At 71.7% G+C, this 20,200-nt stretch carries 13 protein-coding genes; 8 read left to right on the top strand and 5 right to left on the bottom strand.

The window, feature by feature from the left end; translation table 11 throughout:
* Positions 1–84: 84 nt before the first annotated feature.
* Together MYF83_RS04090 and MYF83_RS04085 are read right to left on the bottom strand one after the other, a co-directional pair.
* Entirely contained in the window at positions 85–1,152 is a 1,068-nt protein-coding gene (locus MYF83_RS04090) for a sensor histidine kinase (RefSeq protein ID WP_248958795.1), read from the bottom strand.
* A complete protein-coding gene (locus MYF83_RS04085; RefSeq protein ID WP_248958794.1) occupies positions 1,124–1,792 on the bottom strand; it encodes a response regulator transcription factor in 669 nt (222 codons plus the stop codon). The genes MYF83_RS04090 and MYF83_RS04085 overlap by 29 nt, the downstream gene beginning before the upstream one ends.
* A 294-nt stretch (positions 1,793–2,086) precedes the next feature.
* Here MYF83_RS04085 and MYF83_RS04080 point away from each other — a divergent pair, with 294 nt between their 5' ends.
* Positions 2,087–4,021 carry a S8 family peptidase gene (locus tag MYF83_RS04080; RefSeq protein WP_248958793.1) on the top strand — a complete coding sequence of 645 codons (1,935 nt, stop codon included), beginning with the start codon at positions 2,087–2,089 and terminating at the stop codon, positions 4,019–4,021.
* Between the two features lie 147 nt (positions 4,022–4,168).
* On the opposite strand, the gene MYF83_RS04075 is transcribed toward MYF83_RS04080, so the two are convergent.
* Positions 4,169–4,933 carry a DoxX family protein gene (locus MYF83_RS04075; RefSeq protein WP_248958792.1) on the bottom strand — a complete coding sequence of 255 codons (765 nt, stop codon included), beginning with the start codon at positions 4,931–4,933 and terminating at the stop codon, positions 4,169–4,171.
* A 535-nt stretch (positions 4,934–5,468) separates the two neighbouring features.
* A complete protein-coding gene (locus tag MYF83_RS04070) occupies positions 5,469–7,076 on the bottom strand; it encodes an MFS transporter (RefSeq protein ID WP_248958791.1) in 1,608 nt (535 codons plus the stop codon).
* Between the two features lie 354 nt (positions 7,077–7,430).
* Here MYF83_RS04070 and MYF83_RS04065 point away from each other — a divergent pair, with 354 nt between their 5' ends.
* The 7 genes from MYF83_RS04065 (at position 7,431) to MYF83_RS04035 (ending at position 18,451) form a co-directional block, all read left to right on the top strand.
* Entirely contained in the window at positions 7,431–9,242 is a 1,812-nt protein-coding gene (locus MYF83_RS04065; protein ID WP_248958790.1) for a tetratricopeptide repeat protein, read from the top strand.
* A gap of 132 nt (positions 9,243–9,374) precedes the next feature.
* Positions 9,375–9,806 carry a CBS domain-containing protein gene (locus MYF83_RS04060; protein WP_248958789.1) on the top strand — a complete coding sequence of 144 codons (432 nt, stop codon included), beginning with the start codon at positions 9,375–9,377 and terminating at the stop codon, positions 9,804–9,806.
* Positions 9,807–10,027: 221 nt separating this feature from the next.
* Complete coding sequence (locus MYF83_RS04055; protein WP_248958788.1) at positions 10,028–12,379, top strand: AAA family ATPase; 2,352 nt, start codon at positions 10,028–10,030, stop codon at positions 12,377–12,379.
* 171 nt (positions 12,380–12,550) lie between these two features.
* Positions 12,551–13,534 carry an ABC transporter permease gene (locus MYF83_RS04050; RefSeq protein ID WP_248958787.1) on the top strand — a complete coding sequence of 328 codons (984 nt, stop codon included), beginning with the start codon at positions 12,551–12,553 and terminating at the stop codon, positions 13,532–13,534.
* 3 nt (positions 13,535–13,537) lie between these two features.
* Positions 13,538–14,446, top strand: coding sequence for an ABC transporter permease (locus MYF83_RS04045; protein ID WP_248958931.1), 909 nt, complete (start codon positions 13,538–13,540; stop codon positions 14,444–14,446).
* Complete coding sequence (locus MYF83_RS04040) at positions 14,443–16,698, top strand: dipeptide ABC transporter ATP-binding protein (protein WP_248958786.1); 2,256 nt, start codon at positions 14,443–14,445, stop codon at positions 16,696–16,698. The genes MYF83_RS04045 and MYF83_RS04040 overlap by 4 nt, the downstream gene beginning before the upstream one ends.
* 40 nt (positions 16,699–16,738) lie before the next feature.
* Positions 16,739–18,451, top strand: a complete 1,713-nt coding sequence (locus MYF83_RS04035; protein ID WP_248958785.1) for an ABC transporter family substrate-binding protein — start codon at positions 16,739–16,741, stop codon at positions 18,449–18,451.
* A 4-nt stretch (positions 18,452–18,455) separates the two neighbouring features.
* Here the strand turns inward: MYF83_RS04035 and MYF83_RS04030 are convergent, their stop codons facing one another.
* A complete protein-coding gene (locus tag MYF83_RS04030) occupies positions 18,456–20,180 on the bottom strand; it encodes a hypothetical protein (protein WP_248958930.1) in 1,725 nt (574 codons plus the stop codon).
* Between the last annotated feature and the right edge of the window lie 20 nt (positions 20,181–20,200).

Here is a 20,200-nt window from a genome sequence, read left to right as displayed (position 1 = left end):
GAGCGCGACGTCAGGGTGGCAGCGGCCGTGCAGAAGAGGTCTTGCCCGCCGTCATGGATGGGATGGCCGGGTGGTCCTGGACGTTCAGGCGGTCATGGACCTGGCCGAGATCGAGCGACCGCCCATCTGATCACGGGAGGTGATCGGGATCCGGAGCGACACGGTGGTTCCCACGCCGATCCGGCTCGTCACCAGCAGGTCGCCGTCCCATGCCTCGACCACCGCGCGGGCGATCGCCAGCCCGAGGCCGGTGCCGGTCGCGGTGTGGCGTAGCGGCTCCGTCGCCGAGGTGAGGGCGGCGGCCTGCTCGTCGGTCATGCCGATCCCGGTGTCGGTCACCTCGACCACCCAGGAGTCAGGCCAGGTGAATCCGGACACGGTGATGTGATCTCCCGGCCGGGTGAACTTGATCGCGTTCTCCAGCAGGCAGTCGAGCGCCGCCTCCAGCCGCTCCTCGTTGATCGGCATCAGGCCCACGGTGGACGTCACCGACCACACCCGGTTCGCGCTCGGCTCCCAGCGGCGGAGGATGCGGACCAGCTCGGCGTCCACGTCCCTGACGTGCCTGCGGTAGGCCACGTCCGCCTGCATCAGCTTGACCAGCCGCTCGCTGATTCGGGTGAGCTTGTCCAGTTCCTCCAGAACGATCGTCAGATCGGCCGTGGCCGACTCGTCCGAGACGTTCCTGACCATCTCCACGTAGCCTCGCGCGACCGTGATCGGCGTGCGCAGCTCGTGCGAAGCCAGCCTGACGAACAGCTGCTGCCGCTCGGCCCTGCGCCGCTCCGCCGCCGCGAGCCTCGCCACCTCGGCGAGCGCGACCTGCCTGCGACGCACGTGCCAGATCATGACCCCGAAGAGCGCCGACATGAGCGGGACCTCCGAAGTCTCCGCCCATCCGGTCTCGCCCAGCATCGCGTGATGTGCGAAGACGTATCCCGTGCTCACCGTTACGGCGACCAGCGTGACGATCATGCTCCACGCCCGCCAGACGGTGAAGCCGTAGATCAGCGCGAGGCCGATCCACACCAGGTGGAAGGGGATCGTCTCCCCACCCGGCAGCGCGTACATCAGCGCGATGTTGACCACCGCGCTCGCCGCCCAGCCCCCGATGAGGAGCTTGCTAGTCCTCAGCGAATCGATAGCCGACATGACGCACCGTTTCCACTCGATTAGGACGGTCGAGTTTGGATCGGAGCCGCCGTACGCAAACGTCGACGACGTTGCTGCCAGGGTCGAAGATCATTCCCCATACGTCCGCGAGCAGTTCGGCCCGGCTGCACGCCTGGCCGGCCCGGCGCATGAGGTGCTGCAGGAGGAGGAACTCCCGGAACGAGAGCTCGATCTGACGCCCGTCGACCAAGGCCCGATGGAACCGGAGGTCGAGCCGGACTGTTCCCGACCCGAGCCATCGCTTGGCCGCGCCGGGGGCCTGCCCCCGCAATCGCGTGTGGACCCTGGCGACCAGTTCGGCGACGGCGAACGGCTTCCCCAGGAAGTCCGCCGCGCCCGCCTCCAGGCACGCCACCCGCACACCTACCTCGGACATGGCCGACAACACGAGCACCCGCTGCTCCGGCCGGGCATCGACGAGCCTTTCGAGCAGCTCGGTACCGTCGATCCCCGGCAGCATGAGATCCAGCACCACGAGATCGAAGTCCCGGGAGAGCGCCGCGCCGAGCCCTTCGTCCCCGGTGGCCGCCGTGTCGACGGCGTGGCCGTGGTCACGCAGGGCGCGCGCGACCAGCCGAGCGATTCCCTCGTCATCCTCGACGACCAACACCCGTCCCACCAGGACCCCCTTTGCTGGAGCAAGAGCATCACAAAGGAAATGGCTATGCAACACGGGGCGCATGACCTGCACGATCGCAAAAATGACGAATTCGTCATGTCACAACTGAATCACTAGTCACTGTGTCCTTCCCGCACGTCGGTAGCCTCCTGACGCTATTTAGCCCCCATTTTGAACTAATGAGAGTTTGCGGCAGGTGGGGCCGCGACTCGGAGGACGTCGATGAGCTTGCGCCGCCGCTTCGCCGGCATCACCCCTGTGTCAAAAGCCGGCAGAAGACTGTTTGTCACTGCTGTGGTCGCGATAACGGTCACCGCGGGGCTCTCCCCGACCAGCGTGGCCACCGCGGCCATACCGACCGTCCCGATCAGCGCGGCTCTGGAGGCCAAGGCCGCGCAGGCCCCCGTCCGGGTGATCGTGGCGATCAAGAAGAACAGGCAGCAGGCGGTTCTGCGCGCGGCCGACAAACCCGCTGCGGCCACGGTGGACCATCTCGCCTCGATCAAGGTGCCGATGCCGCTCCTGGACTTGTCGGTCAACAAGGCGGCGCTGGACGCCCTGAAAAGGTCGCCGGACGTTAAGTGGATCATCGAGGACCGGCGGAACAAGCCGTCCCTCGCGTCGAGCACCAAGGTGATCGGCGCCGACAAGGCACACGCCGCCGGGCGGACCGGCGCGGGACAGGCTGTGGCCATCCTGGACACCGGTGTGGACACCGACCATCCGTTCCTCAAGGACCGGATCGTGGCGCAGGCGTGTTTCTCCACCCCGCTTTCCATCCTGGACGAGCAGCCCCTCTGCCCCAACGACCTCCCGGTGCAGACCGGTCCCGGCGCCGCGGACGTCGTGAACGACAACTGCGTCGTCGGCGGCCAGAACCTCTGCGCGCACGGCACCCACGTGGCCGGCATCGCGGCGGGCAAGAACGTGGCCGGCGCCCCCGGCGACGGGGTGGCCCCGGACGCCGCCATCGTCGCCGTGCAGGTGTTCACCCGCGGCAACACCCCCGACTTCTGCGGTGGTCAGCCCGGCTCCTGCGTCTACGCCTACGACTGGGACATCCTGACCGGTCTCAGCTACGTGCAGAGCCTCGCCACCGCCCAGCACCTGCCGATCGCCGCCGCCAACCTGAGCCTCGGCATTCCCGGCACCTTCATCGACACGCCGTGCGACCAGATCCTGGACGAGAACGGCGATCCCATGGTGAGCCCGTACAAGACCGTCATCGACGGCCTCCGCACGGCGGGCGTCGCCACCGTGGTCGCCGCGGGGAACGACGGCTCCGAGAGCGGCGTCAACTGGCCCGGCTGCACCTCGTCGGCGGTCACCGTCGGCGCCACCGCCGACGACGACACCGTGGCCGGCTTCTCCAACCGCGGCAAGCTGCTCGACCTGTTCGCGCCGGGCGTCGACATCGACTCCTCGGTGCCGGACGACGCCTACGCCGCCTTCAGCGGCACCTCGATGGCCACCCCGCACGTCGCGGGCGCCTTCGCGGTCCTCAAGGCGGCCTATCCCGGCGCGTCGGTCGCCACCCTGGAGAGCAAGCTCAAGAGCACCGGCAAGAAGATCACCTATCCGAGCGACGGCGCCGAGGTGACGACGCCGCGGATCGATCTCTTCGCGGCACTTCCTCCCGCTCCCACTCCCACCCCGTCTGCCACCCCGTCTGCCACGCCGTCGTCCTCGCCCTCCACCACGGCGTCCCCGGCCCCGACTCCCAAGGTCACGCAGGCTCCCATCCGGACGTACGTGCCCACGCCCAGCCCGAACTGGGGGAACGCCCCGACCTACACCGCCCCGTCCTGCGGGCGCGGCCATGCGACGATCGCCTACACCGTCGGCCAGTGGGCCGCGGAACTCAAGGCGGGCAAGGGCAGGCTCTCCGACGCCAGACTCGCCTGCTATCTCGAGATCGCCGCGGACGGCAGCAGGGTCTTCAACGAGAAGGTGGACATCTCCACGATCAAGAAGGCCTACGCGCTGCTCGCCGGCAAGCACTCCGACCTCGACAAGCAGCTCCTGGCGGCGTGGCTGAACTACGCCAACGGCGCCTACAACGCCGCCGGCAAGGTCACCAAGAAGATCACCTTCGCGACGGCGATCAAGATCGTAGAGAACGACCGGCTCCGCGGCGGTGTCCCCTCGGCGAAGCTCGCCAAGGACGCCTCCTTCCTCAAGCGGTACGTCAACAACGGCAAGCGGAGAGGCAGCGGCGACAAGCGGTAGTGGTCGTACAGGCGGCGGGTGGGCGCGCGGGGAACCGGTCGCCCGCCGCCGCACCGCCGCCGCCGCACCGCCGCCGCCGCCCGGCGGAGCGATCGACGTGCTACCAGGCCCGGGGCGAAGGCGCCCGCGACCTCGACGGATGGTGCGCTACGCCTGCCCGTGGTCGGGGGTGCTGGATTTCCGGCCTCCGGCGACGAGGCGGTCGCTCTTGACGGCGGAGGTGGAGGGGGCGTCGGCCAGGGTCTCCTCGGCGCCCTCGACCGGCTTGGTGGTACGGCGGGGCCGGGCCTTGCGCGGCGCGGTGACCTCCGTGGCGTCGCCGGAACCCGCTCGCTTCTCGGGGAAGGTCACCGGCCCCTTGGCCGTGCCGCCGCCGGTGCCCGCGCCGCCGGAGTCCTGTGGCGCGGGGGTCTCCGCGGGAGCGGTCGAGCCCGTGGTCTCGCGCCAGGAGGAGATCACGTCGTCGGCTTCGGCGTCGGCGGCCATGTCGTCGGCCGCCTCCGCCTCGCGACGGCGGATCACGACGAGGTGGTCGATGGACAGGCGCCCGGCTCCGACGACCGCCAGGAGCACCGACGCGGCCCCGAGGGCGACGATGAGGTTGATGTCGCCCCCGGTCAGCGGGAGGCCGGTGTCCCCGCTCACCAGCACGAACACGGCGAGCGCCTCGGCGAAGAGGATGAGCCCGCAGGCGGGGACGGCCAGGCCGGCGACCAGGAGCGCCCCTCCGATGAGCTCGATGAGCATCGTCGAGGCGGCCCAGATGCCGGGCGCGGGAGCGTCCATCTTGGCGAACTGCTCACTGGTGGCCGTCAGCCCGAACTCCAGCTTGTGCCAGCCGTTGGCGAAGAAGATGCCGCCGACGCCAAGCCGGGCGGCCAGCGAAGCGAGATCCTGGAAGGTTCGTCTCACAGTGCCATTCTCCCGGGGTCGGTCCGTGTTGCACAGACAATTGCCCTATATCGCTCCCGCCATGCGCGAGCAGGCAGGGGGTAGACAACTGTCGCATCGTTGATCAGTGAATCTCGGCTTTCCTTGGGTGCGTCATGATCGCATGAAGCTGCCCGAGTGGGCGGTGGGCGATGGTGTGTGCTACCGGGACCGCGTGAGGGTGGGCGGTTGCGGGCGGTATGTCGGTCCCGGTCGTCCAGACGTCGTCCGGTAGGTGGCTCGTCGCCGTGCCCGGGGTACCCAGGGCTGGGCTTCGTCGTCGATGAGCTGCCGGCGTTGAGTCCTGTGGCTTGGTCATCGACCGGGACCGCAACGCCGCGATCAACCTCGCACAGCTGGTCAAGCGGCACGTCGCCGGGAGTGGCCCGGAGACGTGAAACGGACGCCGAGCCGACCATAAGACCCCGCCCAGCGGGGCGGGTGGCTGTGAAACGTCTACCCTGCATCACCCCACCAGGGGCGTATAAGACAGGGACCTTCCCCCGCAACGGGCGAATCACCGAAACCCACTGACGTCTCGGTGAACGGAGACGCGTTCGCGTTCGGGCACGCGGTCCCTGGCGGGGCGGCGGCGGGGTAGCAGGGTGAGGGCGGCGAGCGCGGTGAGGCCGAGGAGCGTGACGCTCACCAGCACCGTGGAGTGCAGGGCCGTGATGAACGCGGCCCGCGCGGCGTACATGAGCGAGGCGCCCGCCGGCCCGCCGACCTCCCGGGCGACGTGCGCGGCCGAGGCCAGCGACTCCCTCGCCTGGCCCATGGCCGGGGGCGCGACTCCGGGCACGGCGGCCACGGACGGGGCGTACACGATCGTGGTGATGGTGCCGAGGACGGCCACCCCGAGACCGGCGCCCAGCTCGTAGGCCGTCTCCTCGATCGCCGCGGCCCCGCCGGCGCGCGACTCGGGCGCGGAGGCCATGATCGTGTCGGAGGCCGCCAGCAGCGCGACCTCCACGCCGAAGCCGATGCCGGCGAAGCACAGGCAGAGCATCAGGGGATGCTGCTCGGTGCCCCAGGCGAGGGTCGGCGCCAGGGACAGCCCCGCCAGGGCGAGCCCGCCGGCCATGGTGGCGCGCAGGCCGAAACGCCGCAGCAGGTGTGCCGCGCAGAGGCCGCCCGCGATGGCCGCGATCATGAGGGGCAGCATGCGGGCCCCGGCGCGCAGGGGGCTGTCGCCGAGCACGAGCTGGAGGTACTGCGCCAGCATCAGCTCCAGGCCGACCAGCGCGAAGACCGAGAGCAGCACGCACAGGACGCCGACGGCGAAGCCGCGCTGGGCGAACAGGCCGATGTCGAGGAACGGGCGGGGGAGCCTGCGCTGGCGCGCGGTGAACCACACCAGCAGCCCGGCGCCCGCCAGCATGAACGCCAGCGCGGGGCGGTGGCCCACCGTCGCGCCGTGCCCGGCCTCCTTCAGGCCGAAGGCGAGGAACAGGATGCCGAGCGTGGACAGCACGGCGCTGAGCGCGTCCCACCGGTGGCCGCGGTCGCCGTGCGACTCCGGCAGGAGGCGTACGGCCAGCGGCAACGCCACGACGAGCAGCGGGACGTTGATCAGGAAGACCGCGCCCCACCAGAAGTGCTCGACGAGGACGCCGCCGACCAGCGGGCCGACGGCGGCGCCTCCGGCGGCGACCGCGCTCCAGACGCCGAGGGCGATGGCGCGCTCGCGGCGGTCGGTGAACACCTGGCGGATGATCGAGAGGGTGGCGGGCATGATCATGGCGCCACCGACGCCCAGCAGCGCCCGCGAGAGGATCAGGGCGAGGGGAGAGCCCGCGAAGGCCGCGGACAGCGAGGCGATCCCGAAGACGACGTAGCCCGCGAGGACGAACCGCCGCCTGCCGTACCTGTCGCCCAGGGTGCCGAAGGTGATCAGCAGCGGCGCGACGACCAGCGAGTAGCTGTCGATGATCCACAGCAGCTGGACCGCGGAGGGTTCCAGGGCGGCGGTGAGCGCGGGCACGGCGATGTGCAGGACCGTGGCGTCCACCGCGATCAGCAGCAGGCTGAAGCAGAGCAGCGCGAGCACCGACCATCGGTTGGCCGGATGGTCTATGGTCGTGCCTCGGATGCGGCCGCTTGGCCGGGTGCCCAAAACGGTCATTGGCTACCCAAAGGGATTACGCCCGCTGAACATGCGTGGCAGCTTAGGCCATCTCCGATGATTGTTCAGCAGGTTGGGACAACCGTCGCGACTCGTCCGATTCGACCGGTGCTGTGCGGGTGCGCGCGCCCGCGTGCGGCGGGCCGGTCCGCGATCTCCAGGGGCCGATGGGGTTGATGATCAACCTGGGGCGGCCCCGACCTCTCTAGAGAGCTATAGGTATATGTCCGACATCTAGGCAACCGGTGATCCGCAACGGACCATGACGGCGTGGGGAACGCCAGCGAGTCCGATCCCTCTCCGGTGCCATCCCCGCGAGACCGCTCCGATCCTCGCGCCTGGTGTGTGGTCGCCGTGGCCCGGCTGGCGCGCGATCTCCCCGAGGGAGCGCTGGAGGCCGCCGGCGAGGCGGTCGCGCGCGACCCGGATGGCGAATGGGGGCATCGGCTGGCGAGTCTCGCCCTCGAACGCCTCGGCCGCGACTCCGAGGCGGTCGTCGCGGCTCAGGACGCCGTCCGGCTCGCACCCGGCTCCTGGGCCGCGCGGCTCAGGCTCGGCTCCATGCTCCGCCGGCTTCCCGGGCGGTGGCGGGACGCCTGGAACGAGGCGCGGCAGGCCGTGCGATTCGCTCCCGAGCAACCCGACCCGCACGTCCTCATCGGCGACCTCGCCCTGGTGCGCGGCGATCACCGCCAGGCCGCGAGCGCCTACCGGGCCGCGCTGCGCAGGGACGAGGAGCACCCCGGCGCGCGCATCAACCTCGGCCTCGCCTACCTGCGCTGGCAGCGGCCCCGCGACCACCACGATCCGGCGTGGACGGTGGACCCGCGCGAGACCGGCCGCGCCCGCCGCGCCCTCACGGTGTGGTCCCGGCAGGTGCGGATGCTCCTGGCGGTCGCCCTCGTGGCCGTCGCCGTGCTGGCCTTCTGGTACGGCCTGCGCGACGAGGCGCGGATCGGCGGCGCCGCCGTGCTCGTCCTGGTCGCGGCGGTCACCGTACGGCAGTGCCGCAGGATCGCGGTGTGGAAGTACGTGCCCGGCATGCTCGCCCGGGACCTGTGGCTCAGCGTGGCCGTGTCGGTGGCCCTGCTCGTGGTCGCGGCGTACGCGGCGGCGCTGCTCACCCTGCCGGCCTGGTCGCTCGCCGACGAGGTCGTCCCCCTGGTGTCCGCGGGCGCCGCGCCCGCGCTGGTCCGCTGGGACGACATCCTCGGCGGGTTCTGGGCAGGGCTGCTCGGGCTGGTGTTGTTCAACGGCGTGGCCGTGGGCATCCTGCGCGCCTTCGCCGAGGCGTGGCAGGGCAGGCCCGTACGGGCACTGGCCGAGTTCACCGCCGTCGCGCCCGAGCGCGTCGGGCGGCGCGACACCGACGTCACCCTGTGGATCGTGGCCGCCCGCCTGTGGTTCCTGACGGCGGCGCTCGTCGTGCTCCCCCTGGTGGCGGCCGAGCCGCGCGCCGCGCTGGCGGGCGTGTGCGTCCCGGTCGCGATGCTGTACGTGTGGTGGCGGGGCGGTCTGCGGTCGCGGCTGGGGGAGATCTTGCGCGGAGACTGGGGGCTGGCGGTGGCGCTCGCCGCCCTCATGCTGTCCTCGGCCGCCCTGGTGGTGACGGGAGCCGTGCCCACGCTGGGCCTTTCGCCGCGGATCGGCGAGCGGGCGTGGTGGACGGTCGCCGGCACGCTCGCCGTCGTGCTCCTGGCGTTCGCGGTACGGGGGGCCAGGGCGTGGTGGCGGGGATCGGCCGGGCCCTGGCGGGCCTCGCTGGTGCTGTGCGAGGGCTGCGGCCCCCGGCTGCCGGGAGAGGTCGGCCCCTCGGTCGGGCTCGGCGCCGAGGTGCGGCGGGCGTTCACCTACTCCAGGGGCGTCGTGCTGTCCTACACCGACGCGGGCGGCCCCCGCACGCTCGCCGTCGGCGCCGTCACCTCCGTCAGCCGGTCGGGGGAACTGCGCCTGAACGCCGCCGAGGAGGCGTGGGCCGCGGCCGAGCGCGACCCGCGGGTGGCGGTCTTCGTGGCCGACCCGCTCGAGCGGCGCTTCTGGGCCGAGATCCGGGGCATCGCCCTCGCCGACCCGGTGGAGAACGTGCTCCGGGTGACGCCCAAGCACGTCCTCGTCGGGGAGTATCCCGGCCGCCATGAGGCCAGGGCCTCCCCCCGCAGGCCCTGACCTGTACGGCGGGTGGCCAGGACGCCGCGAGGTTTCCCGGGAAGGCCCGGGGGTACGGTCCCGGCTGAACCGCAATGTGGACATAACGCGATATATGGGACATAAGCCCCATCGCACTTTCGGGGGGTACCGATGACCACACCGGGAACCAAGAGGGCCGCGGACGTCATGCACCCGGGCGCCGAGTGCATAGGCGAGCATGACAGCCTGCGCAAAGCCGCGCAGATGATGCGCGACCTCTCGGTGGGCGCCCTGCCCATCTGTGGAGAGGACGACCGGCTCAAGGGCATCATCACCGACCGGGACATCGTCGTGAAGTGCGTCGCCGAAGGCAAGGACCTGGACCGGACGACGGCCGGCGAGCTGGCCCACGGGCTGGTGTGGGTGTCCGCCGACAGCAGCGTCGAAGAAGCGCTGGCGAAGATGGAGGAGCACCAGATCAAGCGCCTGCCCGTGATCGAGAATCATCGCATCGTCGGCATGATCAGCGAGGCCGACCTCGCCAAGGAACTGCCCGACAACAAGCTCGCCGAGTTCGTCCACCGCATCTACGCGGGAGCCTGATCGCCGCACGCACCCCGGCGGGCCTCGACGGCCGCGCCACGTGCCCGGACACCGTCACGCGCCTCCGCCGGCGCGTCGTGGGACACGACCGCGACGCGCCCCCGGGGGCGCGTCGTCATGCGACCGGCGTGTCCCCGCGGCGCGCTGGGAAGGGCACGAGGCCGGGGACGCGCGCTCGGGGCCCCGGTGCGGTATAACCGGGAGGCGACCGGGGAGGCAAAATGCGGGACTCCGACAGGGCCCGGCCGGCGGGGCGCGCCGCGGCCCGTGATGCGTTCGAGCACGTCCGGCTACGTTACTTCCAGCTTTCCCGTGCCACCAGACGGGTCATGTTCGCCGCCGTCCTCATCGGCGCCCTCGTGCTCGCCGTCGTCCTCGGCTGGTCGCTCTTCTCGACGTTCGTCACCACTCTGTTACTCCTGGGCTACGCCGAGCTGACGCTCCGCTACCCCCGCGCCGCCGCGACCGTGCTGGTCGTGGTGGCGTGGTGTTCCCTGCTGGTCGTCGCGGTCGAATACCTGCGGCCGCACTCCATGCTGCCCACCCTGCTCGTCGTGCTCGGTGTCGTGACCGGCGTGGCGGCCCACCTGATCAGGTGGGTGACGCCGTGGGTCACCACCATGGCCGCCCTCGGCTCGGCCGCCATGGTGGCGCTGGCCGTGGCCACGTTCTCCGCGGACGTCGCCGCCTGGGGGGCGTACGGCGTCGCGGCAGCCGTGCTCGTCTACCGTCTCGTCCAGGCCGGGCAGGTACGCCGGCGGCTCGCGGCCGCGCAGGCGCAGGCGCCCGTCCAGGCGCGGCAGCGGGTCAGGGACGGGGCGGGAGAGCGTGACGGCCTGCCTGAGCGGTCCGCGCCGCCGCCGATCTCCGTCGACGACGCCCTCGGCGAGCTCGAGAGCATGATCGGGCTGGAGCCGGTCAAGGAGCAGGTGCGCTCCATCGCGGCGTCCATCGAGGCCTCCCGGCTGCGCGCCGAGGCCGGCTACTCCACCGAGCAGCCGATGCGCCACTTCGTGTTCGTCGGGCCGCCCGGCACCGGCAAGACCTCCGTGGCCCGCACGGTCGCCAAGATCTTCTACGCGTTCGGCCTGCTGGAGACGCCCTACGTCGTCGAGGCGCAGCGGGCCGACCTGGTCGGCGAGTACCTCGGCGCCACCGCGATCAAGACCAACGAGCTGATCGACCAGGCGCTCGGCGGCGTGCTGTTCATCGACGAGGCCTACAGCCTGGTCAACTCCGGCGAGGGGCAGCCCGACAGGTTCGGCGCCGAGGCCGTGCAGACCCTGCTGAAGCGGGCCGAGGACGACCGCGAGCGGCTCGTCATCATCCTGGCCGGCTACGAGAAGGAGATGGCGGCCTTCCTCGCCTCCAACCCCGGCCTGTCGTCCCGCTTCGCCACCAGGATCAAGTTCCCCACCTACTCGCCGGGGGAGCTGGTCAGCATCACCGAGCTGCTGCGGACCCGGCGCGGAGAGCGGCTGTCGGCCGACGCCCCGGCGGCGCTGTTCGGCCTGTTCGAGGACGTGCACCGGCGCGGGCTGATCGACGAGCTGGGCAACGCGCGGTTCGCCCGCAGCCTGGTCGAGGCGGCGGCCCAGGCCCGCGACGTGCGCGTGGTCGGCGCGGGCGGCTCTCCCAGCCGCGAGGACCTCCTCACCACCACCACGGCCGACCTCGCCAAGGCGTTCAACGAGATCACCGCCAGGTTCCGCGGCTACCAGGCGACGCCGAGCCTGGAGGAGGCCCTCGCCGACCTCGACCGCATGGCCGGCCTGGAGCCGGTCAAACGCCAGGTGCGGGCCATCGCCGCCCAGCTGCGCGTCGCCCGGATGCGCCAGGAGCAAGGGCTTCCCGCCCCGCCCCAGATGCGCCACTTCGTGTTCGTCGGGCCGCCCGGCACCGGCAAGACCACCGTGGCCCGCGTCCTCGGCCGCATCTTCGCGGCGCTCGGGCTGCTGTCACGCCCCGACGTGGTGGAGGCGTCGCGGGCCGACCTCGTCGGCCAGCACCTCGGCGCCACCGCGATCAAGACCAATGAGCTGGTCGACCGGGCGCTCGGCGGGGTGCTGTTCGTCGACGAGGCCTACAGCCTGGTCAACAGCGGCTACCAGGGCGGCGACGCCTTCGGCGCGGAGGCCGTGCAGACCCTGCTCAAGCGCGCCGAGGACGACCGCGACCGCCTCGTCATCATCCTCGCCGGGTACGCCTCCGAGATGGAGCGCTTCCTGGCCACCAACCCCGGCCTCGGCAGCCGGTTCAACCAGCACGTCTCGTTCCCCTCCTACAGCCCCGCCGAGCTGACCGAGATCGCGGGGCTGCTCGCCGAGCAGTCCGGCGACCGGTTCGACGAGTCCGCCAGGCGTGACCTCGCCGACGTGTTCTCCTGGGTCTGCGCCGAGGGGCTGATCGACGACCTCGGCAACGGGCGCTTCGCCCGGTCGCTGTTCGAGCGGGCCGCGCTCGGGCGCGACGTGCGGCTCGCCGCGCGCGGGATCACCGCGAGCGCCGAGGATCTCACCACCATCACCAGCGAGGATGTGCGCACCGCGGTCGACGAGCTCGCCGACCGCTGACCCCGCCTCCCCGCCCCTCACCGCGGCCCCGCCCGGCCGACACCTGGTGCGATTGACGACTTTCCTGTCACCGGATGGTTACAGCATGTAGCAGGATGGGCACGGAGGGATGCGGACCGGCCCTCGCGGTGCTCGATCCGGCACGACAAGGACGTCGGCGGAAGGGGGGCGATGGCAGGATTCCTGCTCCGCCGGTTGGTGAACTACGCGGTGCTGATCGCCGTGGCCGCGAGCCTGGCGTACATGCTGGCCGCAACGGCGCTGGATCCCCGGTCCAACTACGAGGGCCGCAACCCGCGCCCGCCCGCCGCGGTGATCGACGCCCAGCTCGCGATGTACAACCTCGACGACCGCACCCCGCTGTTCGAGCGCTACCTCACCTGGGCCGGGGGAGTGGTGCGCGGCGACCTCGGCAGGACGTGGAACGGCGACCTGGTCGCCGACCGGCTGGGCCGGCGCCTCGGCGTCACGCTCCGGCTGATCGTGCTCGGCGTGGTGCTCGGCAGCGTCGCCGGAGTCCTCGTCGGCGCCTGCGCGGGGGTCAGGCAGTACGGCTGGTTCGACCGGCTGTCCACCGTGGCGGCCTTCGTCGTGCTCGCCATCCCGACCGTCGTGCTCGCCAACATGCTGATCATTTGCGCGATCTGGGTGAACGACCATCTCGGCGCCCAGATCTTCCTGGTCAGCGGCGAGGCCACCCCGGGCCTGGAAGGAGGCGCGGGCGAGGGGCTGCTCGACCGCGTCAAGCACCTCGCCCTGCCGACGCTCTCGCTGGCGGCCGGGCAGATCGCCGTCTACAGCCGCTACCAGCGCAACATGATGCTCGACGTGCTGGAGGCCGACTTCATCCGCACGGCGATGGCCAAGGGGCTGCGCAGGCGCACGGCGCTCCTCAAGCACGCCCTGCGCACGGCGCTCATCCCGGCCGTGACCTACTTCGCGTTCACCTTCGGCTCGCTGCTGGTCGGCGCCACGATCACCGAGTCGGTCTTCGGCTGGCACGGCATGGGAGAGGAGCTCGTGGCCTCCATCCGCACGAACGACGTCAACTCGGTCGCGGCGATCAGCTGCTTCGCCGCGCTCGCCGTGCTGCTCGCCTCCCTCGCCTCCGACGTGCTGCACGCCGTCCTCGACCCGAGGGTGCGGGTGGGCTAGATGATGACGCTGCCGGAGGAGGAGTTCGCCGAGGTCCAGGCCGAGGCCGAGCACGTCCGCGTGCCCTCCAGGGCGCGGACGGTGGCCGGGCGGTTCTTCCGCACCAGGCAGGGCAGGCTCGGCTTCGCGCTGCTGGCGTCGCTGTTCCTGCTCGCCTTCCTCGGCCCGCTGGCCTCCCCGTGGGCGGTCACCGACATGGACTTCTCGGCGTTCATGCAGCCCCCCTCGGCCGGCCACTGGTTCGGCACGCTGCAGACCGGCACGGACGTGTACGCCGTGACGCTGCGCGGCGCCCAGAAGTCGCTGCTCGTCGGGCTGCTCGTCGCCGTGCTCTCGACGGGGGTCGCGGCGGTGGCGGGCTCGTTCGCCGGCTACTTCCTCGGCTGGACCGACCGCACGATCATGTGGGTCGCCGACCTGCTCCTCGTCCTCCCCGCGTTCCTGATCCTGGCGATCATGTCCCCGCTGTTCACGAGCGGGCGCTGGCTGCTGTTCGTCGTCATGCTGGCGCTGTTCCTGTGGATGGTCACCTCGAAGATCGTCCGGGGCATGACCAGGTCGATCAAGGAACGGGAGTACATCAAGGCGGCGCGGTTCATGGGGGTGCCGTCCTGGATCATCATCTTCCGCCACGTCATCCCCAACCTGGCGTCCCTGCTGATCGTGGACGCGACGCTGAACGTGAGCGCCGCCATCCTCACCGAGACGAGCCTGTCGTACTTCGGGTTCGGCATCCAGCCGCCCGACGTCTCCCTCGGCGGCCTGATCGCCGACGGGTCCAAGACCGCGCTTTATGCCCCCTGGACGTTCTGGTTCGCCGCGGGCGGGCTGATCATCACCGTCCTGTCGGTCAACCTGGTCGGCGACTCCCTGCGCGACGCGTTCGATCCCGGCGCCGGAGGGCGCGCATGAGCGGCCCGGTGCTGGAGGCGTGCGAGACCGAGGCCGGCGCGACCGGTCCCGTCCTCGACGTACGCGACCTCGAGGTGAGCTTCGGCGGCGTCCGGGCGGTACGCGGCCTCGGATACCACGTCCAGGCCGGCGAGGTGCTCGGCATCGTGGGGGAGTCCGGCGCCGGCAAGTCGGCCGCCTCGCTGGCCGTCATGGGCCTGCTGCCCAGGCACGCCAAGGTGTCCGGCTCGGTGCTCCTGCACGGCAGGCAGCTCCTGGGCGCCCCCGAGAAGGAGCTGGCCGCCTTCCGCGGCCGGACGATCTCGATGGTCTTCCAGGACCCGCTGTCGGCGATGACGCCGGTCTACCGCGTGGGAGACCAGATCGCCGAGGCGGTACGCGTCCACCAGCGGGTGGACCGGCGGCGGGCGGTCGAGCGGGCGGTCGAGCTGCTCGACCTGGTCGGCATCCCCAACCCCAGCCAGCGGGCCAGGGCGTTCCCCCACGAGTTCTCCGGCGGCATGCGGCAGCGCGCGATGATCGCGATGGCCATCGCCAACGACCCCGACGTGATCATCTGCGACGAGCCGACCACGGCCCTCGACGTCACCATCCAGGCCCAGGTGCTGGAGGTGCTCAAGAAGGCCCAGCGCGAGACCGGCGCCGCCATCGTCCTGATCACCCACGATCTCGGGGTGGTGGCCGGCTTCGCCGACCGGGTGCTGGTCATGTACGCCGGGCGGGAGGCCGAGTCCGGCAGCGTCCGCGACGTGTACCGCCACTCCCGCATGCCCTACACCATCGGCCTGCTCGGCTCGGTGCCCCGCCTCGACATGGGCAGGCGCCTGCCGCTCACGCCGATCGAGGGCGCTCCTCCCCGGCCGTCCCGGCTGCCGCCCGGCTGCCCGTTCGAGCCTCGCTGCCCGATGGCCGTCCCCGCGTGCTCCCTGAGCGAGCCGCCCGCGGTCGAGGTCGGTCCCGGCCACCGGGCGGCCTGTCTCCGGGCCCGCGAGATCGGCCAGGCAGGGGTGACCATGCCCGGCATCCTCGCGAAGCCCGAGGCGAGGGCGGTCCCGCCCGCGGGGCCCGTGGAGTCCGGCGCGGGGACGGCCGGCCCCGGCGCGGTCGCGGAGCGCGAGACGGGGACGGACGGGCCGGGCGCCGTCGTGGAGCGCGAGACGGGGACGGCCGTGCCGGGCGGTCCCGTGCCGGCCGAGGCGGTGGCCGGTCCGGGCGCCGCCGCTCGGTCCCCCGAGTCGCCGCGCGAGTCGCGGGCCGTGGTCCTCGAAGTCAGTGACCTGGTGAAACACCACCCCCTGATGAAGGGGGCCGTCTTCAGGCGGCGGGTCGGCACCGTCCGCGCCGTCGACGGCATCGGGTTCGACCTCCGCGAGGGCGAGACGCTCGGCCTGGTCGGGGAGTCCGGCTGCGGCAAGACGACCGCGCTCATGGAGATCCTCGAGCTGGGCCGGCCCGAGCGGGGACGCGTCGCCGTGTTCGGCCGCGACACGGCTACGCTGAGCCCGCGCGAGCGCCTGGCCGTCCGCCGGCACCTGCAGGTGGTCTTCCAGGACCCGCTCGCCTCGCTGGACCCGCGGATGACCGTCCACGACATCGTGGCCGAGCCCCTTCTCGCCCACGGGCACCGGGACATGGGTGCCCGGGTGCGCCGGCTGCTCGCGCTCGTCGGCCTCGACGCGGCGGACGCGGCGCGCTACCCGCAGGACTTCTCCGGCGGGCAGCGGCAGCGCGTCGCCATCGCCCGGGCGCTGGCCCTGGAACCCCGGCTCCTCGTGCTCGACGAGCCGGTGTCCGCGCTCGACGTGTCGATCCAGGCGGGGGTGCTCAACCTCCTTGAGGACCTGCGCCGGCGCCTCGGGCTCTCCTACCTCTTCGTGGCCCACGACCTCGCGGTCGTCCGGCACATCGCCGACCGGGTGGCGGTGATGTACCTCGGCAGGATCGCCGAGATCGGCCAGGTGGAGCAGGTGTACGCGAGCCCGGCGCACCCTTACACGCAGGCGCTGCTGTCGGCCGTGCCCATCCCCGACCCCGACAAGGAGCGGGCACGCCGGCGCATCCTGCTCGAGGGCGACCTCCCCAGCCCCGCGAACCCTCCCTCCGGCTGCCGGTTCCGCACCCGCTGCCCGAAGTTCGCGGCACTCACCGGCGCGCTGCGGGCGCGCTGCGCGGAGGAGGAGCCCGAGATCCGCCCGATGGGCGGCGACCACGGGGCCGCCTGCCACTACGCGGAGAAGCTCGGCGTCGTCTAGGACGACGGCGCCGGAAGAAAGACAAAGAACGGGAGGAAACGTGACCACAGTCCGCAGGCGTGCCCTGGCCGCCGTCGCCCTGGCCGTCGCCGCGTCGCTCGCGGCCACGGCCTGCGGCGGCGGCCGGAGCGGCTCGGGGTCCGGCACCGGCGTAGGGCCGTCGCCGGTGAAGGCCTTCGACATCAACCCGGTGCCCCGCGACCGGGTCAAAGAGGGCGGCACGCTGCGCTGGGGCCTCACCGAGCTTCCCACCCAGTGGAACCTCAACCACGTCGACGGCAACCTCGCGGAGGTCAAGAAGGTCATCGACGCGCTGATGCCCGCCGCCTTCCGCACCGACGAGAAGGCCACATCGGCGCCGAACACCGACTACGTCACCGACGCCCGGGTCACCGCCACCAACCCCCGCCAGGTCGTCACCTACACGCTGAACCCCAAGGCGCGGTGGTCGGACGGCAAGCCGATCACCTGGCAGGACTACGAGGCCCAGTGGAAGGCGATGAACGGCCACAACCCCGATTTCCACGTCGCCGCTACCACCGGATACCAGGACATCGCGAGCGTCGTGCGCGGGCGGGACGACCACGAGGTGCTGGTGACCTTCCAGAGCCCGTTCTCCGAGTGGCAGTCGCTCTTCTGGCCGCTCTATCCGAAGTCGACGAACGCGACGCCCGACGCCTTCAACACCGGCTGGCTGAACCGCATCCCGGTGACCGCCGGGCCCTTCAAATTCGCCTCCTTCGACCAGACGGCCAAGACCACGACGATCGTCCGCGACGACAGGTGGTGGGGCGACAGGGCCAGGCTCGACAAGATCATCTATCGCTCGCTGGCGAGCGACTCCCTCGTCGGGGCGTTCACGAACGGCGAGCTGGACGTCTTCGACATCGGGCCCTCCGCGCCCGACTACGCGAGGGCCAAGAACGCCAAGGGCGCGGTCATCCGGCAGGCCGCGGGCCCGGACTTCCGGCACTTCACGTTCAACGCCGAAAGCCCCGCGCTTTCCGACCTGCGGGTCCGCCAGGCGATCGTCCTCGGGCTCGATCGCGCCGCGATCACCCGATCCGACCTGCAGGGGCTCGGCTGGAACAGCGTGCCGCTGGACAACCACCTGCTCATGAACACCCAGGTGGGCTACCAGGACAACGCCGGCGAGCTGCGCAAGTACGACCCGGCGAAGGCCGAGCGCCTGCTGGACGCGGCGGGCTGGCGCAGGGCGAGCCCCACCCGCCAGAAGGGCGGCAAGGAGCTCACCATCCGCTTCGTCATCCCCTCCGGGCTGCAGCTCAGCAAGTCCGAGGCCGAGCTGGCGCAGGCCATGCTGCGGCGCATCGGCGTCACGGTGACCATCCAGTCCGTCCCGAGTGACGACTTCTTCTCCAAGTACGTCGTCCCCGGCAACTTCGACATCGCGCCCTTCTCCTACATCGGCACGCCGTTCCCGGTCTCGAGCAGCTACGGCACCTACGCCGACAAGGTCAAGGGATCCGGCGGAAAGGTGCAGTGGAACGCGAACTTCGGCCGGTCGGGCAGCCCCGCGATCGACGCGGCGATGAAGAAGGCGTCGTCCGACCTCAACCCCGTACGGGCGCGCGACGACGCCAACGAGGCCGACAAGCTGATCTGGCAGGAGGTCAACGTCCTGCCGCTCTACCAGCGGCCGCAGAACTGGGGGGTGAAGGCCGCCCTGGCCAACATCGGCGCCCCCGGCTTCTACACCCTGAGATACGCCGACATCGGCTTCACCCGCTAGGAGATCAGACGGGGGGTTCGTCCGGGATGTCGGCGATGTCATCCAGGGCGGCGGCCAGCTCGTCGGGGTGGTCGCCGATGCGCTCGGCGATCTCCATGAGGACGTGCAGCACGTCGTGCCGGTCGTGGCCGAGGTCGAGCAGACGCTGGGCGGCCTCCCACATCTGCTCGGGCTCGCCGTCCCACAGCCGCTTGGCGATCTCCTCGTGCCAGGCCAGGTGCTCGGCGAAGTTGGGCCGTCCCCGCTCGGACGCGTGGTCGAGCTCCAGCAGGATGCGGCGGTCGGCGTCCTCGGACGGGCGCAGGGCCGACAGGTCGATGTCGCCGTGCGTTCCCTCCAGCAACGGGAACGCGAAGGCCCGGCGGGCGAGGGCCGACAGGTCGCCGTCGGGCAGGAGGCGCTCGACGAGGGAGCGGTCCAGGCCGAAGGTCGTCGGGTCGCGGTAGGCCTCCGTGAAGCGCCCCGTGGCCTCCCAGACGGCGTCCAGGGTCGCGCGCAGCCCCTCCTCGGGCAGGCCGGTCTTCGGGGCCGCGAACCGCACCCACGACAGCAGCACGTGGGGCATGGCCTCCTGCTCGGCGGGGTCGAGGAGGACCTTGCGCGGCAGCCAGTCGAGCAGGAAGGTCTCGCACTTGGTCGGGCTCACCCGGAGCGGGCGGTTGAAGTCCTGGTCGCATCCGTAGTCGATGATGTGGTCGGTGCACCGGGAGGCCGCCGAAGGGTCGGAGAGGTGCTCGGCGGCGTCGGAGGCCAGGAACTCCGCCGCGAGCATCGCGCGGCGGTCACGGCTGTAGGGCGCCTCGCTGAACAACGGGGCGGGCCGCTTGCGGCCGGGAGGCAGCGCCTTGATCCTCGCCCTCGCGAAGGCGTGGAAGGCGCTGTAGCCGTCGCTGACCAGGCTCGGCGACTTGCGGCGGCCGAGCGACTCGGCCGTCGCCTTCATGGCGAACTCCAGCAGCGCCCTCGCCTGCTGCGGCTCGATCTCCTCGAAGCGCAGCATGGGGTTGCCCGCGGCCTCCTTGCCGGCCTTCTCCAGCAGCTGGTCGACCTGGGAGGAGACCCAGGCGTCCCGCGCCATGCCGCGCATGTTGTAGTCGACGATCACCACCAGGGCGTGCGCGTCCTCGGGCTGGTCCGGGGGACCGGCACGGCCGGGAGCCGCCGTGTCCTGCTCCGAGGTCCGCGCCGGGGGCGCGGAGGCCGCCCGATCCTGGCCCGGCGCCTGAGCCGAGGCCGTCCTGTCCTGTGCCGAGACCTGAGCCGAGGCCGCCCGGTCCTGGCCTGAGGCGTGCGCGGAGGCGAAGGGCGCGGAAGCGGCCTTGTCCTGCCCGGACGGGGCGGAGACGCCTCTGCGGTAGCCGAAGGTGCACACCACGGTGTCCTGGTCGCCGTAGGCGTCCCTGGAGACGTAACAGCCCTGCGGTTTGACCGCTCCAACCCGCTCCGCCCAGCGCGGCCGGGCCACGTCGGACTCCATCAGGGCCAGCGCGGCGCCCTCGGCCTTGGCGGCCTGCCTGGCCGTGCCCAGGTAGGCGACGGCCATCAGCAGGGTGAGGGCGGCGGGCGTGCCGGCCTTGGCGGCGTAGTCGACCAGCCCCTCGCCGAGGAACTCCTCCACGTCGCCCCGGCGCAGCCTGCGGCCCCACCAGGCGCCCAGCATGTCCGAGACCATCAGCTCGGCGTCCAGCGGGGTGCGCACGGCGAGCAGCTCGCGGGCCGCCAGAAGCATTTCCGCGAACACGTCGTCCG

Origin of the sequence: Sphaerisporangium perillae (genome assembly GCF_023276435.1) — a bacterium.
Taxonomy (GTDB): domain Bacteria; phylum Actinomycetota; class Actinomycetes; order Streptosporangiales; family Streptosporangiaceae; genus Sphaerisporangium; species Sphaerisporangium perillae.
The sequence above is the reverse complement of the archived record's forward strand: the minus strand, read 5'-3'. Positions and strand labels throughout refer to the sequence as shown.

Excerpts from the sequence above, each read along its gene's own strand:
- MYF83_RS04090 (WP_248958795.1), bottom strand. The coding sequence starts at position 1,152 with ATGTCGGCTATCGATTCGCTGAGGACTAGCAAGCTCCTCATCGGGGGC.
- MYF83_RS04070 (WP_248958791.1), bottom strand. The coding sequence starts at position 7,076 with ATGACCGTTTTGGGCACCCGGCCAAGCGGCCGCATCCGAGGCACGACC.
- MYF83_RS04060 (WP_248958789.1), top strand. The coding sequence starts at position 9,375 with ATGACCACACCGGGAACCAAGAGGGCCGCGGACGTCATGCACCCGGGC.
- MYF83_RS04055 (WP_248958788.1), top strand. The coding sequence starts at position 10,028 with ATGCGGGACTCCGACAGGGCCCGGCCGGCGGGGCGCGCCGCGGCCCGT.
- MYF83_RS04050 (WP_248958787.1), top strand. The coding sequence starts at position 12,551 with ATGGCAGGATTCCTGCTCCGCCGGTTGGTGAACTACGCGGTGCTGATC.
- MYF83_RS04045 (WP_248958931.1), top strand. The coding sequence starts at position 13,538 with ATGACGCTGCCGGAGGAGGAGTTCGCCGAGGTCCAGGCCGAGGCCGAG.
- MYF83_RS04040 (WP_248958786.1), top strand. The coding sequence starts at position 14,443 with ATGAGCGGCCCGGTGCTGGAGGCGTGCGAGACCGAGGCCGGCGCGACC.
- MYF83_RS04030 (WP_248958930.1), bottom strand. The coding sequence starts at position 20,180 with ATGCTTCTGGCGGCCCGCGAGCTGCTCGCCGTGCGCACCCCGCTGGAC.